Annotated in this window: 19 protein-coding genes; 1 reads left to right on the top strand and 18 read right to left on the bottom strand. The window is 46.0% G+C overall.

What is annotated here, in order from left to right; all coding sequences use genetic code 11:
- Window positions 1–38 precede the first annotated feature (38 nt).
- Together PGH26_RS01835 and PGH26_RS01830 are read right to left on the bottom strand one after the other, a co-directional pair.
- Window positions 39–200: a hypothetical protein gene (locus tag PGH26_RS01835; protein WP_323692334.1), complete on the bottom strand. Its 162-nt coding sequence runs from the start codon at window positions 198–200 to the stop codon at window positions 39–41.
- A gap of 353 nt (window positions 201–553) precedes the next feature.
- A complete protein-coding gene (locus tag PGH26_RS01830) occupies window positions 554–982 on the bottom strand; it encodes a single-stranded DNA-binding protein (protein WP_323692333.1) in 429 nt (142 codons plus the stop codon).
- Window positions 983–1243: 261 nt separating this feature from the next.
- On the opposite strand from PGH26_RS01830, the gene PGH26_RS01825 reads away from it, so the two are divergent.
- On the top strand, window positions 1244–1669 hold the full coding sequence (locus PGH26_RS01825) for a YwpF family protein (protein WP_323692332.1): 426 nt from the start codon (window positions 1244–1246) through the stop codon (window positions 1667–1669).
- A 49-nt stretch (window positions 1670–1718) separates the two neighbouring features.
- Here the strand turns inward: PGH26_RS01825 and PGH26_RS01820 are convergent, their stop codons facing one another.
- The 16 genes from PGH26_RS01820 to atpA form a co-directional block, all read right to left on the bottom strand.
- Complete coding sequence (locus PGH26_RS01820; protein ID WP_323692331.1) at window positions 1719–2126, bottom strand: hypothetical protein; 408 nt, start codon at window positions 2124–2126, stop codon at window positions 1719–1721.
- A 72-nt stretch (window positions 2127–2198) separates the two neighbouring features.
- Entirely contained in the window at window positions 2199–2585 is a 387-nt protein-coding gene (locus PGH26_RS01815; RefSeq protein WP_323692330.1) for a hypothetical protein, read from the bottom strand.
- Window positions 2586–2733: 148 nt separating this feature from the next.
- Window positions 2734–3165 carry a 3-hydroxyacyl-ACP dehydratase FabZ gene (gene fabZ, locus PGH26_RS01810; RefSeq protein WP_323692329.1) on the bottom strand — a complete coding sequence of 144 codons (432 nt, stop codon included), beginning with the start codon at window positions 3163–3165 and terminating at the stop codon, window positions 2734–2736.
- 37 nt (window positions 3166–3202) lie between these two features.
- Window positions 3203–3649, bottom strand: a complete 447-nt coding sequence (locus tag PGH26_RS01805) for a DNA-directed RNA polymerase subunit beta (RefSeq protein WP_323692328.1) — start codon at window positions 3647–3649, stop codon at window positions 3203–3205.
- 20 nt (window positions 3650–3669) lie between these two features.
- Window positions 3670–4497, bottom strand: a complete 828-nt coding sequence (locus PGH26_RS01800; protein WP_323692327.1) for a flagellar hook-basal body protein — start codon at window positions 4495–4497, stop codon at window positions 3670–3672.
- Window positions 4498–4533: 36 nt separating this feature from the next.
- Window positions 4534–5370 carry a flagellar hook-basal body protein gene (locus PGH26_RS01795; protein ID WP_323692326.1) on the bottom strand — a complete coding sequence of 279 codons (837 nt, stop codon included), beginning with the start codon at window positions 5368–5370 and terminating at the stop codon, window positions 4534–4536.
- Between the two features lie 50 nt (window positions 5371–5420).
- Window positions 5421–6416 (bottom strand): rod shape-determining protein MreB, encoded by a 996-nt coding sequence (mreB, locus tag PGH26_RS01790; protein WP_323692325.1) that lies wholly within the window; start codon window positions 6414–6416, stop codon window positions 5421–5423.
- A 188-nt stretch (window positions 6417–6604) separates the two neighbouring features.
- Complete coding sequence (locus PGH26_RS01785) at window positions 6605–6892, bottom strand: sporulation transcriptional regulator SpoIIID (RefSeq protein ID WP_323692324.1); 288 nt, start codon at window positions 6890–6892, stop codon at window positions 6605–6607.
- 493 nt (window positions 6893–7385) lie between these two features.
- Complete coding sequence (locus PGH26_RS01780; protein ID WP_323692323.1) at window positions 7386–8045, bottom strand: M23 family metallopeptidase; 660 nt, start codon at window positions 8043–8045, stop codon at window positions 7386–7388.
- Window positions 8046–8077: 32 nt separating this feature from the next.
- Complete coding sequence (gene spoIID / locus PGH26_RS01775; protein ID WP_323692322.1) at window positions 8078–9025, bottom strand: stage II sporulation protein D; 948 nt, start codon at window positions 9023–9025, stop codon at window positions 8078–8080.
- A gap of 176 nt (window positions 9026–9201) precedes the next feature.
- Window positions 9202–10503, bottom strand: a complete 1302-nt coding sequence (murA, locus tag PGH26_RS01770) for a UDP-N-acetylglucosamine 1-carboxyvinyltransferase (RefSeq protein ID WP_323692321.1) — start codon at window positions 10501–10503, stop codon at window positions 9202–9204.
- Window positions 10504–10873: 370 nt separating this feature from the next.
- Complete coding sequence (locus tag PGH26_RS01765; RefSeq protein WP_323692320.1) at window positions 10874–11104, bottom strand: DUF1146 family protein; 231 nt, start codon at window positions 11102–11104, stop codon at window positions 10874–10876.
- Window positions 11105–11213: 109 nt separating this feature from the next.
- A complete protein-coding gene (locus PGH26_RS01760) occupies window positions 11214–11612 on the bottom strand; it encodes a F0F1 ATP synthase subunit epsilon (RefSeq protein WP_323693447.1) in 399 nt (132 codons plus the stop codon).
- A 21-nt stretch (window positions 11613–11633) separates the two neighbouring features.
- A complete protein-coding gene (gene atpD, locus PGH26_RS01755; protein WP_323692319.1) occupies window positions 11634–13049 on the bottom strand; it encodes a F0F1 ATP synthase subunit beta in 1416 nt (471 codons plus the stop codon).
- A gap of 43 nt (window positions 13050–13092) precedes the next feature.
- A complete protein-coding gene (atpG, locus tag PGH26_RS01750; protein ID WP_323692318.1) occupies window positions 13093–13950 on the bottom strand; it encodes an ATP synthase F1 subunit gamma in 858 nt (285 codons plus the stop codon).
- A gap of 48 nt (window positions 13951–13998) precedes the next feature.
- Window positions 13999–15510 carry a F0F1 ATP synthase subunit alpha gene (gene atpA / locus PGH26_RS01745; protein ID WP_323692317.1) on the bottom strand — a complete coding sequence of 504 codons (1512 nt, stop codon included), beginning with the start codon at window positions 15508–15510 and terminating at the stop codon, window positions 13999–14001.
- Window positions 15511–15521: the final 11 nt, after the last annotated feature.

Here is a 15521-nt window from a genome sequence, read left to right as displayed (position 1 = left end):
ACGCCCGTGGTTTGCGGTTTTTTTATGTAAATGAACAGTTATACGCGATTAGTCCGGTTGATTTGAAGCACTCTGTGAATTTCGCGATTTCCTTTTTCCTGTTCCAGTTCATCCACACGTTCGTTCAAATTGGCTACTAACCGGATCAGCTGTCCAATTTGTAATTCCATACGCAGTATGATTTGATGGTCTGAATCCATGCGCTTCTCTCCTTTTAGGCGATTTTGCAGTCGGACCACTTAAGAAGCGGTCTCTTCTGATCCGACAGCAAAATGGCGGTTAGTTGGTGGCGGAACCACCACTCCTCTTGAGTACTGCTTCGTTGTTACCTGTGCCTGATCACTTGTAACAACGGTTGTTGCTTGACCTTCCATCTTAGATCAGCAGGAATCCCCACCCCTGCTGATGCTGTTCTTTGCTTTGTATCTCCCTCGTTACGCATTCACACTGCTCTTTCCATGGGCAATGGGCGTATCGTTTATCCGTTGTTTTTTGCTGTCATTCCTCCCTTCGATCATTGCTTTCCCAATGCGCTATGTATCTGACGGGCGCATTAGAAAATCGGCAAGGTTTCTTTTTCATGATTTTGTGAAGGCAATTCAAAATGATCTGCTGCTGAAGAAGATCGTTGCGGCTGGGCAGCAGCATGTACTTCGTTAGACGGCTTTTTTGTAATAAGGAATCGAACATCCTCTCCAGCAACTTGCGTGATGTACGCTCTCGTCCGGTCTTCACGCTCGTATGATCTAGTTTGGATACGTCCGCTTACTCCAATTAAAGATCCTTTGCCACAATGTTTCGCAGTGTTTTCTGCCGTTTTGCCCCAAATGGTACATAAAATGAAATCCGCATCGACATCGCCTTGCTGGTTTTTGAAACTGCGATTGACCGCAAGAGTAAAGTTCGCTTGCATCCTTCCATCCCCAATCATTCGGACTTCCGGATCTTTGGTCATTCTCCCGACTAGTGCTACATGATTCACCTGGTTCCCTCCTCTCTTTGAATTCCTTTCATCATACGGATAAGGTTGGAATTGGACAAATGAGGGTTTCCAGGATTTGAAGGGAATTTCAAAGCTGAACCTGAAGTTTGAGGACATACGTTTTTCAAAGATTTCTCTTTTATCGTTGGGGGGACTAGGGTTTCAAATTGTGTTCTTTTAGCGATAATTCGGCTTTCCCCATATTCAAAGAAGATTAAAGCGATTGTGGTATACTGGGTGAAAAAGGGGGATTCTGACGGGATGAAGACTTTTAAAATGATTTCCTTCGGCTTGCTGACTGGCGATACAGCCGACTATTTACCGATGCATGACGGTATTATTATTAACCAGGAAAACAGCCATCGCATGTGGATTCTTGAGATGTTTTTGGATGCAGCGCACAAAGAGCGTTTTGAAAAGTTGAAAGCAGAAGAAGCACTCATTGAAGCGAAAGTAGTGATTTCTTATCCCGAAAACGAACCGGCTGCCTTTGTGCTTGCAGTGGATGCCGTTCATGACATAGGAGACCGCGTTTCAGTCCTGTTAAAAGGCCGTTTGAAGCGTCAGCGTTCTGAATATGCAGAACAGCTCTTAAGCGAATTGCTGGACCAGGGGTTAGAGGGGCAGGATCTGCTCAAACGATTTGAAAGTGACATGCGGTCGAGACCTCGTTTAAAAAAGAAATGAACGAAAAGAAAAACCACGGGAAAATGTTCTCCGTGGTTTTTCTAATGAATTATTTCCCGCCAGACATGTTTCTGTCATCTTCTTTTGGAGAACCGCCATTGTTACCAGTTCCAGCGCTATTTCCGCCTCCCGGTGTACTGTTTTCCCCAATTGTACCGCCTTCTCCACTTCCCGCACCTTCAAGCGTGTTATCTTCGACGCCATCTCGGTTTAAGACACCTTCGTTAACTCCGCCAGTACGATCTTCTTCCAGTCCATCCAGATTAGGACCTGTTGTACCATTAGGCGCATTTCCTTCCATCTCCGGTGTCCAATCCTTATCACGATCGTCATGCATACGGTCGTCCAAGTCCTCCATCGGTGTTTCGTTTTTGTCTGGGATTTCGTCCTTAGTTGTTCCACACCCAGCCAGTACGAACCCTGCAACAAGTGCTGCCGGCAATACTTTCTTCAACATGAAAATTCCCTCCTTTCAAATAGCTATCCAACATAGCTTGGCTTGAAAAAAGGGAACTATCCATTATTTCTTTTATGCGTCGTAGCGTTTTTTGAGTTCTGCCTCAACGAATGCAGCTTCAGCCTTACATTCATATACGAATTGCGTATTCAGGGCTTCCTGCATTTTTTGAATCGATGCAATCTGCTCCTCCGATGGCGGCTCACTTAACACTTTTTTTATGACTTCATTGATACGGACTGCAACTTCTTCGTGAAATTGGGTCGCGTATTTGACGTCATCAGGTATTTTCTCATACCAAAGCGCTTTTTCCGTAATGTACGCGCTCCACCGTTTCATGAAATCTGCCATATCATAGCGTTCCGGATCCCATTCGATCTCCGTCATGTATTGTTCAAAGGTCTGTGTAATGGACCTCGTGATGCTGCTCTTTAGATTGGGTGAAAGACTTTTGAACATTCTCGTTTAGTACCTCCCACAATGTACATGCTATGTTAACTGCATGCTTGATTGGCTGATTGTGCAAATTTGCACGCGCCAAAGTGTGTAAACACACTATGTAAAATTTTAGCGGATTTTTCTGCCAGATGCAACTATTAACCGAAAATCACTCTTTTGCCCCAAGTGCGAATGTGATTTCCGCTTCACATGCGATGTCGCCTTCGACGGTCGCTGTTGCTTTCCCTTTACCAATGGAACCGCGCATACGTGTGATTTCCACTTCAAGACGAATGACGTCGCCAGGGACGACTTGACGTTTGAACCGGCAATTATCAATTCCCGCAAAAAATGCAAGGCGGCCTTTGTTTTCTTCTTTTTGCAAAATCGCAACAGCTCCGACTTGCGCCAGTGCTTCTACGATCAGCACACCCGGCATAACCGGGTATCCCGGGAAGTGACCGTTAAAGTAGTTTTCGTTAATGCTTACGTTTTTGATCCCTACTGCACGCACGCCTTCTTCAACTTCAAGAATCCGGTCAACCAATAGGAACGGATAGCGATGCGGAATGATTGCTTGGATTTGTTCAGCTGTCAGCATAGTGATTCTCCTTTTAGGTTGTCCTGAAATCGTTCGTTCATTTCTCTTTACCGCTCATAATATCAAACATATGCATCCATGTATCTTTTTGGAAGATCCCGCCTGCGGCCCCGTCCCCAAGGACGCTATAGCCGATTAAAGCCCCGAGCACTGCAGCTGCAGCGAGCAGCACAATCACCAGAAGAACGCGTACGTAAATTGGTAGAATCCGGATTTGAACCCAGCGGACCGGCTTTGCTTCCGCCGCTTCTTCGGTTTCCGTCTTCTCACTGCGCTTGCCTCGTGTTTTTTGGACAGCTTTCTCTTTTTTCACAGGCTTCGCTTCAGATTTTCGTTTACTGCGCGTTATCTGCTCGTTTTCGGATGCAGATTGAGCCGTTGCTGCATGGGTCGCTCTTGCTTCGGTTCGACTTTTGGCAATTGGCTTATTCGGCTCTGCTGGCGAATTGGACGGGATGTCTGTCGTTCTTTTATCATCTGTCATATCAATACTCCCCACTTAGCTCACCGGATATTATTGACCAGGCCGAGCATCTGATCAGCGATTGAAACAGTGCGTGAGTTGAATTGATACGCTCGCTGTACGTTGATGAGGTCTGTCATTTCTTTCTGATAGTCAACATTGGACCCTTCAAGAGCACCTTGCTGTATACCGACGTCCGGGCCAGTAATTTCTGTTAAAATATCGGCTTCCGTTACATTCAGTTCATCCAAATTAGCAGGAAGTGTGAAATGCGTCGAGGACAAGCGTGTCATCAGGTTGGGTCGCTCGATTAAGGTAACTGCCAATTCAGCTGTCTGCTCCGTACCATCTGCCGACTTCGCGACTACTGTGCCATCCGGCTTCAGTTCAAACGAATTTACAGAACCATTGAACGTGATCGCATTCCCCGCACGGTCTGCAACGGCATTTCCTTCGCCGTCAACGAGTGCTGTCTGGTTTCCCTGACCAGGTGACAGATAGAAGTTCCCCTGACGTGTATACACCGTTTCAGGACCATCTGGACCTTGCACGAGTACGTTGAAATAGTTTTTCGGCTGCGTGAGAGCGAAATCCAGGTTTCTTCCTGTTTGCTGCAGCGTTCCCACTTTCCAGTTCATCTGCGTTTGACCCAGCATCGCTCCGACACCATATCGGATGCCTTCAGGTGTTTGGCGCTGCGCTGTATCTGCTTTGTCATTGTTGAACTGCTGATACAGCATTTCCTGAAAACTCGCCTGATTGGACTGGTAACCGTGTGTGCCTATATTGGATAAATTATTACCGATGATATCCAGATTATTTTGCAGCTGGTTCATCGTATTAACAGCTGTTGTCATCGTACGAATCATTTAGTTTGACCCCTTTCGCTTATCGGAAGTTCGCGATTATCCATTGACACGGCCAATTTCCGAAACCGCTTTTTCCATACTGCGGTCATATGCTTGCAATACTTTCTGATTTGCTTCAAAAGCCCGGTAAGCGGTCATCATATCCGTCATCGTGCGCGATGCATCCACGTTCGACTGCTCGATGAACCCCTGTTTGAATGAATAGCTGACGCCTTGCGCACCTGCTGCATTCGGCAAGTCCTGCTGTGCATAAAACAGTCCATTATCACGTTTTACAAGCAAGTCTGGATTCGCTGCATAGCTGATGCCGATTGCAGCGGCTTCCAGTTCACCGTATTGGATGATGCCGTCTTCCGTCACTTGGAAATCATCGTTCGGCAATTGAATACGCTGGCCGTTTTGATCCAGCACATAATTCCCTGCAGAATTCGTTAAGTAGCCTTCCGGGTTCAATGCGAAGTTGCCGCTCTTTGTATAGGCGCGTTCACCATCTGTTCCTTCCAACGTGTAGAATACTGCGCCTGGTTTACCTGTATCAGGATTCACAGGCAGCGTCCCATCGACAAGTGCGATATCTGTTGTAAGTTGTGTTTCCCTCAGCTGCCCTTGGGTGAACAGCGGCATTGTCTCTTGCATGTATGTCCCTGTTGACAGAGCACCTATCGGGTCGAAGCCTTTCATCTGAAAGCTATTTTTAACTGGCACTTTGGTTGCGTCCAAGTTTGACAAGTACATTTCAGGAAATGACCGGATCGAAGACTGATCTGCCTTAAAACCCGGAGTGTTCGCGTTGGCCATATTGTTTGATAGTAATTCTGTTCTGCGCTGCTGTGCAATCATTCCTGATCCTGCTGTATAAAATCCACGGAACATAAGCCCGCCTCCTTTTTAGGTGTGTTGCAAATGATCCAGTGGCAAGTCGTTTAAGAACGGGTTCGTTTTCTATCTAAGCTATCTAGCATAATGCCTGTCCCTTTAGCGACACAGCCAAGCGGGTCGTCCGCTATGAAAACAGGTACTTTTAATTCTTCTGCGAGCAATTGGTCCAGCCCCCGAAGAAGTGCGCCGCCGCCAGTTAAAATGATTCCTCGGTCAATAATGTCTGCTGACAGTTCTGGCGGTGTTTTTTCCAAAACGTTTTTTGCTGAATGAAGAATCCACGCAATGGACTCTTCCATCGCTTTTGTGATTTCTGTTGAATTGACGGTAACCGTCCGGGGAAGACCTGAAACCATATCGCGTCCACGAATGTCCAATTCTTCAAAATGACTATCTGGAAATACGGATGTGATGCTCATTTTGATGTCTTCCGCCGTACGTTCGCCGATTAACAGCTTATGGGTTTTCTTGATATGCTGGATAATGTCTTGATCGAACGTATTGCCTGCAATCTTAATGGATTCGGATGTGACAATGTCTCCCATGGAAAGAACGGCGACGTCCGTCGTACCGCCTCCGATGTCAATGACCATGTTTCCGCTGGGCTGATAAATGTCCATGCCTGCTCCAATTGCAGCCACTTTCGGTTCGGCTTCCAGAAATACTTGCCGGCCGCCCGATTTTTGAACAGCTTCTTTAATAGCTTTCTGTTCTACACTTGTCACGTCAGTAGGACAGCAGATTAAGATGCGCGGTTTAGAAAACCACCCTTTGACATTCAAACGATCAATGAAACCTTTCAGCATTGCTTCTGTGCTGTCAAAGTCAGCAATGACACCGTGTTTCAATGGTCGCATTACCTGGATATTACTAGGGGTCCGTCCAATCATTAGTCTCGCTTTTTCTCCGACCGCCATAATCTCGCGCGTTTTCGTGTCGACCGCAACTACTGATGGCTCGTTAAGCAGAATCCCTTTTCCTTTTACATGTATTAAAACATTTGCCGTTCCCAGGTCAATGCCGATATCTTTCGCAAACATCTCATCCCTGCCCCTTCCATTCGTTCAGGCGTAATTTCGTACGTTTACACGTTCTCCTAACTTAACATTTTATCACAGTGTTCCGAAAAAGAACATAAAAAAACGGTATTTTCCTTGCTTTATCACGGTTTTGAGGCGGGTAGTTCGGATTTGACCGTTTCCAGCAAAAAAACGGACCGCGTTAGCCGCTAGTCCGTCTCTGTTGCTGCTGATTCATTCAGTTTTCGCTGTTCGAATTTCCATTTTTGACGTGTCGCTTCCCCGCCTCGCAAATGACGAATCGATTTGTGATAGGCTAAGATTTTCGCAACTTCTTCCGACAATTGAGCATCAATATTAGGCAGACGCTCTGTCAAATCTTTGTGAACTGTACTTTTCGAGTAGCCCGTCGCTTTTGCGAGCGCTCTCACAGTAAGACCGGTTTCGATGAGCAGGTTGCCGAGACGAACACAGCGTCTCCGAATTTGTTCGTGCACACCCTCTTCCTTTCCCGTCAATCCATTTGTTCTCTCACTGTATGCGAAAGGGCGGCGGGCTATTCCTTTTCACGATCAGAGCATTTCCTATCTCTAAGAATATGCACTTCATCTTTAAAGTGCACTTTACCAATCAACTCTTTGGTCTTCTCTCAGACTTTGAGGAATTTTCAACGTCGTTCAGGGATTAATTGGTGCGCTTCTCTTGTTGGGCGGGCTATTTCATTGGGTATAAGCTTACTGCGGTGAAAATAGGGGGTCCATTTTTGGTGTTATGATCACTTTTTGGATGCTTATGAGCAGCTTCTTGCGTTTATGATCACTTTCTCTGCGTTATGATCATATTCGCAGGTTTATGATCACTATTCTGGATTTATGAGCGATTCCTCAAGTTTATGAGCGTTATCCCGCTTTTATGAGCACATGCTACACGCTCTATCGCCAGCGACAAAAAAACCTGCCGGGAGGATGGCAGGCTGGCTCAATGATTTAATTAAAATGCCAAGAAAGATCGGGGATTCACAGCTACGTCATCTTTTTGAACTTCGAAGTGTAAGTGGACGCCCGCTTGCGGGTTCCATTCGTTTTCTGCAGTTTGTGCCAGGACTTCACCTTGCTGGATCTCGTCACCCTCTTTTACGAGAATGCCAGTAACGGAGCGGTAGATCGTTTTCAATCCATCTTTGTGCGTGAGTACGATTTCACTGCCTTTAAATGGATCTGATACGATTTGTTCCACTTTTCCGCTCATCGCTGCGACTACATCGAACGGTTTGCCGTCAACCGCGATCGAAACACCTTCGTTTGTAACGTATGTCTGTTTAAATACGAGCAGTGCGTTTTCACGACTGGATGCATCGGCTTTTGCATCATAGAAGTCCTGAATAATAGCAACTTGGTCAAGAAGTTCTTCGTCAAACGGATACTTCAATGTTTCGTTTGCTGCGTTTGTTTCCAGTGTGACTTCTTCTTGTGGCTTCTCTTTGTCTACAGCTGCCTGATCCCCGGCGTCTGGTTTCGTCAATGCATTATATCCCCATACCATTCCAACGAACAGCAGGGCGAAACTTGCATAGATAGATGGCCAGAACCAGTTGCTTTTCGTGCTCTTGTTTTTCTGAGAAGGGGCGTTCGGTTTTTTTTCTTCTCTCATTTATGATCACCTCACTCGCTATTCTCTGCAAGTTAAGGATTTTTTAAACATTCCTCTTTCGTTTTTTTAAAAGTTTTTATTTCTGTGCCGGTATAGTAGTGTTTTACAATCTGTTCTGCGGTCCATCCCTTTTTCGAATATGCTTCAGCTCCATTTTGGCTCATGCCAACGCCGTGGCCGTATCCTTTAGTAGTAATGTGGACAATTTCATTGGCCACATCGAACCCTATATTGAAGTCCGTAGATGGAAGTTTAAGTTTTTCCCGAACTTCCCGGCCGCTCGTTTCGAATGTGCCTGAGAGGACGCTTTGTACTCGTCCCGTCTCGTTTCTGACGAGCTGAAGTGCACGGAAATCGTTTTCCTTCCAAGAAATGCCGAGCTTTTTATTCCACTCTGTAAGCGGCATATCTACTGTTCGTTCCACTTCTTCAGATACGGTTTGTTCGTCGGGACTGTCCACACTTTGCAGATAGGGAACTGAATTGCCCGTGAAGTTCTCTGCGGTTTCGGTTTTGCCGTTTGAAGTAGAGAAAAACATAGCTGTGATCATTTGTTCTTCGTGCACAATTATGGAACCCGCTGTCTCTTCAACTGCTTGACGGATCTTTTTTTCGTTTTCTTTGAAGTTTTTGCCCCATCGTTCTTTCCGTTCTTTTTCGTTTGAATAGACTTGTGCTGTAACGTCCCGACCGATTGGTTTTGTGCCTTCTGCCGTTTCTTTAAGCGCATAAGTGCGTGCAGCAATCGCTTGTGCTTTAAGTGCTTCCAGTGAGTAAGCGACTGGCATTTCAGATGCGACGACTCCGATAATGTACTCTTCGAGCGGCAGCGGCTTGTCCTCTCCTTCTACTGTAATTTCGGTCTCACAAGCTATTTCCTCGGGTGGCTTAACGTCTAGCGGTCTGTTGTACTTCAAGTTTAGAAGTACAGGTATAAAAAATAATAAAATGATGAATACTGCTAATAGTCGTTTGTCCATGTTGCATGGTATGTTAGTTTCCAATAAATTATGAGCACGAGGCAATTTTAAGTTTGGAAGAGGTCTGTGCGAAACAGTGACAACATCCGACAAATAGTGAGCGCACACATGACACCACCTTGAATTTATCTGCATAAAAAAACTGCCCCTGGTGAAAGGGACAGCTTTACATACTATTATGAATGCACGATTTCTGTGTCAGCTGTTTCAGATTCGCTGGAAACGCGGCTGATATCTGCACCAAGTGCTTTCAGTTTCTGATGGAAATTAACGTAGCCACGATCTAAGTGAATGAGTTCAGTGACTCTTGTAACGCCTTCAGCAACAAGTCCGGCAAGGATTAGTGCAGCTGCAGCGCGCAAATCAGTTGCTGCGACTTCAGCGCCTTGCAGATTGGAAGGTCCATTCATGATAACAGAACGTCCTTCAATTTTAATGTCAGCATTCATGCGGCGGAATTCTTCCACGTGCATGAACCGGTTTTCGAAGACTGTTTCTGTGAGAACACCCGTACCTTCTGATTTCAGCATAAGTGCCATCATTTGTGACTGCATGTCTGTAGGGAAACCAGGGTGCGGCATTGTTTTCAAGTCAACTGATTTCAATGGATGCTGCGCAGTAATGCGAAGACCTTCATCGAGTTCAGTAATGACAACGCCCATTTCTTGAAGTTTAGAGATCAATGCTGCGTTGTGTTCAGGCAATGCATTTTCAATCGTTACATCTCCGCCTGTAATTGCTGCAGCGACCATGAATGTACCTGTTTCGATACGGTCAGGAATGATGTTGTGAACAGCACCTACTAATTGTTTCACGCCTTCGATACGGATAACATCTGTACCTGCACCGATGACTCTTCCGCCCATTTCGTTGATGAAGTTCGCAAGGTCCACAATTTCAGGCTCTTTAGCAGCATTCTCGATCAATGTCGTTCCTGTTGCGAGTGCAGCTGCAGTCATGATGTTCTCAGTTGCGCCAACACTTGGGAAGTCCAAATAGATTTTTGCTCCTTGAAGACCGTTCTTAGCCCGTGCTTCAACAAATCCGTGTCCAAACGAGATATCCGCGCCCATAGCTTCAAAACCTTTTAAATGCTGGTCAATCGGACGTGATCCAATCGCACAGCCACCCGGCATAGCAACACGTGCAAAGCCATTACGCGCTAGAAGTGGACCCATTACTAGAATGGATGCGCGCATTTTACGGACGTATTCGAATTGCGCTTCGCTCGTCAGCGTCTCCGTAGAGTCAATGATCAATTCGCCAATTTCAGGTTTGTATTCAGTTTTTGCATATAAGCTTTTAAGTACTTCATTAATTGTGCGAACATCCGACAAATTAGGTACTTCACGGATGACATTGACGCCCTCAGTAGCTAGCAACGCAGCCGCGAGTATCGGCAGCACTGCATTCTTAGCTCCCTCAACCCGCACCGTACCGTGCAGTTGTCGCCCACCATTAATAATAATTTTATCCAAAACAAGCCCCTCCGACTCAAAGTTATAATTCGTTCTTAAGCGTGACAAGTTTACATATCCAAAAATCCATTAAATAACCTGGTAAAAAAATCATCCAAACTCAGTCCATTGTACAACGACACGCCACAGTTCACAAGCGTCATTGTGACCCTTTCCGACAAAAGATAGCTGTAGTCTAAATTATGTAAGGCTGGGATGTCCTGTGTGGGTATTTTACAATTTCTTTATGACTGCTATATTACAAAAAGGTTACATTCAACTTTGTTCCCTAGCGCGGTTCCACGTAAACCTATCTCATCAAATTCTAATGAAATACTTCGTCTCATTGCCCCAGAGGCACAAATTGTCTATGCGGCGATAAGACGAATCATCAAAAGATGAAAGGAAGTCTTCCCGACCAATAGGATATGTCTAAAAAGAAATTTGATACCGCTGAACCGATAGCAATACTCAATAAAATAAATAATAGTTGTGTTTGCAGCACGCGATTTTTACGAATGATCGCTTGCGGCATAATTGCTTGCAAAGCATAAAACGAAATTCCGATGAAAAAAATGTGTGATCCGATTGCTAATAATGGATTGACACCTAATGCGTTCATAATAATCTACTCCCGTCGCGTACTTCTTTAGTTTCATGAAGTACGTTTTTGGCCGGCTTTAAAAAATCGGACAGAAGGTTCTCCCCTGTCCGATTCGCTCATATCCGCCTTACATGCCGGAAACTTTAATACGGTTAATGGCCCTGCGCAAGCTCAGTTCAGCCATTTGCTGCTCCACTTTGTTCTTTTTCTGCTGGAGTTCAACTTCTGCTTTACGCTGCGCAAGTTCTGCACGTGCTAAGTCAATGTGAGAAGCAAGTTCTGCACTTTGGGCAAGCACTGTGACAACATCCGGACGGACTTCCAAGAAGCCGCCGTTTACTGCCACGTGTTCTGTGGAATTGCCGTTTTTGAGACGAAGTGCGCCGATGTCAAGTGGTGCTACCATCGCGATGTGTCCTGGCAAAATACCAAGTTCACCCGTTTCGGTAACAGCAATCACCATATCCGCTTCTGTTTCGCTGACAGGGCCGTCGGGAGTGACGATATTAACTTTTATCTTCATAATTTCCCCTCCTGGTCCCTTTTATTAGACTTCTACGCCCATTTCTTTCGCTTTAGCCACAACTTCTTCGATGCGTCCAACAAGTCGGAATGCATCTTCAGGAATGTGGTCGTATTTGCCTTCAAGGATACCCTTGAAGCCTTGTACAGTTTCAGCAACCGGAACGTACGAACCTTTTTGGCCCGTAAATTGCTCGGCAACGTGGAAGTTTTGTGACAGGAAGAACTGAACACGACGCGCGCGATCAACGATCTGCTTGTCATCTTCACTCAACTCATCCATACCTAAGATTGCGATGATGTCTTGAAGTTCACGGTAACGCTGCAACGTTTGCTGTACTTGCGTTGCAATGTCGTAGTGTTCTTTACCAACGATATCCGCGCTTAGAGCACGTGAAGTCGATGCAAGTGGATCCACCGCTGGGTAAATACCCATCTCAGACAGTTTACGCTCAAGGTTCGTCGTTGCATCAAGGTGAGCAAACGTCGTAGCAGGAGCTGGATCTGTATAGTCATCGGCTGGTACATAGATCGCTTGGATCGATGTAACAGAACCGAGGTTCGTAGATGTGATACGCTCTTGAAGCTGACCCATTTCAGTCGCCAATGTCGGCTGGTAACCAACCGCAGATGGCATACGGCCAAGCAAGGCAGAAACTTCAGAACCGGCTTGTGTGAAACGGTAGATGTTATCGATGAAGAGCAGAACGTCAGCGCCCTGTTCGTCACGGAAGTGTTCTGCCATTGTCAAACCAGTCAAGGCAACACGCATACGTGCACCAGGCGGCTCGTTCATCTGACCGAAGACCATTGCCGTTTTCTTAATTACGCCTGAATCTGTCATTTCAAAGTACAAGTCGTTTCCTTCACGAGTACGCTCTCCAACACCAGCGAATACAGAGATACCGCCGTGCTCTTGTGCGATGTTGTTGATCAATTCCTGGATTAGAACGGTTTTACCTACACCCGCACCACCGAAGAGACCGATTTTACCGCCCTTGATGTAAGGAGCAAGCAAGTCAACAACTTTAATACCCGTTTCAAGAATTTCTACTTTCGTAGAAAGGAATTCGAATGACGGTGCTTCACGGTGAATCGGATCGCGCTGGACGTCTGCCGCAAGCGGCGTGCCATGATCGATTTCCTCACCAAGAACATTGAAAATTCGTCCGAGTGTAACGTCTCCAACTGGAACTGAGATTGGCGCGCCCATATCTATTACTTCTTCGCCGCGTCTCAATCCATCTGTAGAGGACATTGCAATCGTACGTACAGAATCGTCTCCAAGGTGCAAGGCCACTTCAAGTGTAAGCGTTTCTGCTTCAGCACCTGGGCGATTGATTTGGACTTTCAGGGAGTTGTAGATCTGTGGAAGCTGTCCATCCGCAAAGCGAACGTCAACAACCGGACCCATTACCTGAAGAATTTGTCCTTTACTCATGCTTTTCCCTCCTGTCGTACTGGTACGTTCGTTTTCGTTACGCCTATTCGAGAGCTGCAACGCCGGCTACGATTTCAGTAATTTCCTGAGTAATCGCAGCTTGACGGGCACGGTTGAATACAAGCGTCAAGTCATCTATCAAATCAGTTGCATTATCTGTAGCAGTCTTCATCGCAGTCATACTGGATGCATGTTCGCTTGCTTTCCCATCAAGGACCGCACCGAAAATGAGGCTCTCCGCATATTGCGGCAATAAGGATTCAAGAATCACTTCAGCAGAAGGTTCGAATTCATAAGATGAGCTCACTCCAGACGGTTCAAGATCAGTAAGCGGAAGCAATTTTCGTTCCGTCGGCTCGTTGGAGATGGCGGAGACGAAATGGTTGTAATAGAGATACAACTCATCATAATTGCCTTCCGTGAACATGCCAACAGCTTTATTCGCGATGTCTTTTATCTCTTCGAACGAAGGATGATCAGAAACACCTACAAGGCTCTCTTCAACTTGGAATCCGAGTCGTTTAAAGAAATCAGTTCCTTTACTTCCGATTACCATCAGCACGACTTCATCTTTAGATGCATGGCGTGATTCGATTGCACGTTTCGCTTTACGCAGAACGTTGGCGTTGTATCCCCCAACAAGTCCGCGGTCAGATGTGACAATAAGGTATCCTGTCTTCTTGACTGGGCGAGTAACGAGCATCGGATGTGATGAGTTTTGAGAAACAGAAGCGATAGATCCGACCACTTCTTCAATCTTGTCCATGTACGGTACGAATTTCTTCGCGTTTGCTTCCGCACGGCTCAATTTTGAAGCAGAGACCATTTGCATCGCTTTTGTGATCTGACGTGTACTCTTCGTCGATTTAATGCGCTGTTCTACCTCGCGTAATGAGGCCATTGGCTATTCACCACCTTTTAGTTTTAGTCCCGTAGTCCGTTACTTAACTTATTGTCCAGAAACCGCAAAGTTCTTTTTGAACTCATTGATTGCTGCTGCAAATACGTCGTCTGCAGGAAGACCTTTCGTAGTACGGATCGTTTCCAATACGTCAGTGTGGTTGCTTTCAAGCCAGATATTGATTTCACTTTCAAAGCGAAGAATATCTTTAACTGGGATATCGTCAAGGAATCCGCGAGTTAGTGCGTAAAGGATTACAACTTGGTGCTCAACCTTAACCGGCTTGTTCAAATCTTGTTTCAAGACTTCAACGGTACGGTGTCCGCGGTCAAGTTTCGCTTTTGTCGCTGGGTCAAGATCTGATCCAAACGCAGAGAACGCTTCAAGTTCACGGAACGCAGCAAGGTCAAGACGCAGTGTACCTGCAACCTTTTTCATTGCTTTGATCTGTGCGGATCCACCTACACGGGATACGGAAAGTCCGGCGTTGATCGCTGGGCGTACACCTGAGAAGAATAGATCGGACTGAAGGAAAATCTGACCATCTGTGATGGAGATTACGTTCGTCGGAATGTATGCAGAGATATCGCCTGCTTGTGTTTCAACGAATGGCAATGCTGTGATTGATCCGCCACCTAAGGAGTCGTTCAATTTAGCAGCACGTTCCAGTAAACGGGAGTGTAAGTAGAATACATCTCCTGGGTATGCTTCGCGACCTGGAGGACGGCGCAGCAATAACGAAAGCTCACGGTATGCAGCAGCTTGTTTAGAAAGATCATCATAAACGATCAAAACGTGCTTGCCTTGGAACATGAACTCTTCACCCATTGTAATACCTGCATAAGGAGCAAGGTAAAGAAGCGGTGATGGTTGTGATGCAGAAGCAGTTACAACGATTGTGTAGTCAAGCGCGCCGTTTTCACGAAGCGTTTCAACAACACCGCGTACTGTAGATTCCTTCTGACCAATTGCTACATAAATACAGATCATATCCTGATCCGCTTGGTTAAGAATTGTATCGATCGCTACAGTCGTTTTACCTGTTTGGCGGTCACCGATGATCAATTCACGTTGTCCGCGACCAATTGGTACAAGTGCGTCAATCGCTTTGATACCTGTTTGAAGTGGCTCATCAACCGATTTACGAGCCATAACGCCTTGCGCCGGGCTTTCGATCGGACGAGTTTTTGTTGTGTTAATCGGACCTAGTCCATCCACTGGTTGTCCAAGTGAATTGACGACGCGTCCAATCAATGCTTCTCCAACTGGAACTTCCATGATACGGCCTGTACGACGTACTTCATCGCCTTCTTTGATGTCTTTATATGGTCCAAGGATAACGATACCTACGTTGTTCGCTTCCAAGTTTTGCGCCATACCAAGTACACCTGTGGAGAACTCTAAGAGTTCGCCGGCCATGACATTGTCGAGACCATGAGCACGGGCGATACCGTCACCTACTGCGAGAACAGTACCTACTTCGCTAACTTCCATCTCAGACTGATAGCCTGCAATCTGCTGCTTAATCAGTGTGCTGATTTCTTCAGCTTTAATGCCCATGTATGTCACCC

The sequence above is a fragment of the Sporosarcina jeotgali genome (assembly GCF_033304595.1).
In the GTDB taxonomy this organism is placed as follows: domain Bacteria; phylum Bacillota; class Bacilli; order Bacillales_A; family Planococcaceae; genus Sporosarcina; species Sporosarcina jeotgali.
Note: the sequence above shows the minus strand (reverse complement) of the source record. Positions and strands in the feature narration are given on the sequence as shown.

What these genes read in the sequence shown, in the direction of transcription:
- PGH26_RS01835 (WP_323692334.1), bottom strand. Translation starts at nt 200, where the DNA reads ATGGATTCAGACCATCAAATCATACTGCGTATGGAATTACAAATTGGA.
- PGH26_RS01825 (WP_323692332.1), top strand. Translation starts at nt 1,244, where the DNA reads ATGAAGACTTTTAAAATGATTTCCTTCGGCTTGCTGACTGGCGATACA.
- PGH26_RS01820 (WP_323692331.1), bottom strand. Translation starts at nt 2,126, where the DNA reads ATGTTGAAGAAAGTATTGCCGGCAGCACTTGTTGCAGGGTTCGTACTG.
- PGH26_RS01815 (WP_323692330.1), bottom strand. Translation starts at nt 2,585, where the DNA reads ATGTTCAAAAGTCTTTCACCCAATCTAAAGAGCAGCATCACGAGGTCC.
- fabZ (WP_323692329.1), bottom strand. Translation starts at nt 3,165, where the DNA reads ATGCTGACAGCTGAACAAATCCAAGCAATCATTCCGCATCGCTATCCG.
- PGH26_RS01805 (WP_323692328.1), bottom strand. Translation starts at nt 3,649, where the DNA reads ATGACAGATGATAAAAGAACGACAGACATCCCGTCCAATTCGCCAGCA.
- PGH26_RS01800 (WP_323692327.1), bottom strand. Translation starts at nt 4,497, where the DNA reads ATGATTCGTACGATGACAACAGCTGTTAATACGATGAACCAGCTGCAA.
- PGH26_RS01795 (WP_323692326.1), bottom strand. Translation starts at nt 5,370, where the DNA reads ATGTTCCGTGGATTTTATACAGCAGGATCAGGAATGATTGCACAGCAG.
- mreB (WP_323692325.1), bottom strand. Translation starts at nt 6,416, where the DNA reads ATGTTTGCGAAAGATATCGGCATTGACCTGGGAACGGCAAATGTTTTA.
- PGH26_RS01780 (WP_323692323.1), bottom strand. Translation starts at nt 8,045, where the DNA reads ATGAGAGAAGAAAAAAAACCGAACGCCCCTTCTCAGAAAAACAAGAGC.
- spoIID (WP_323692322.1), bottom strand. Translation starts at nt 9,025, where the DNA reads ATGGACAAACGACTATTAGCAGTATTCATCATTTTATTATTTTTTATA.
- PGH26_RS01765 (WP_323692320.1), bottom strand. Translation starts at nt 11,104, where the DNA reads ATGAACGCATTAGGTGTCAATCCATTATTAGCAATCGGATCACACATT.
- atpD (WP_323692319.1), bottom strand. Translation starts at nt 13,049, where the DNA reads ATGAGTAAAGGACAAATTCTTCAGGTAATGGGTCCGGTTGTTGACGTT.
- atpG (WP_323692318.1), bottom strand. Translation starts at nt 13,950, where the DNA reads ATGGCCTCATTACGCGAGGTAGAACAGCGCATTAAATCGACGAAGAGT.
- atpA (WP_323692317.1), bottom strand. Translation starts at nt 15,510, where the DNA reads ATGGGCATTAAAGCTGAAGAAATCAGCACACTGATTAAGCAGCAGATT.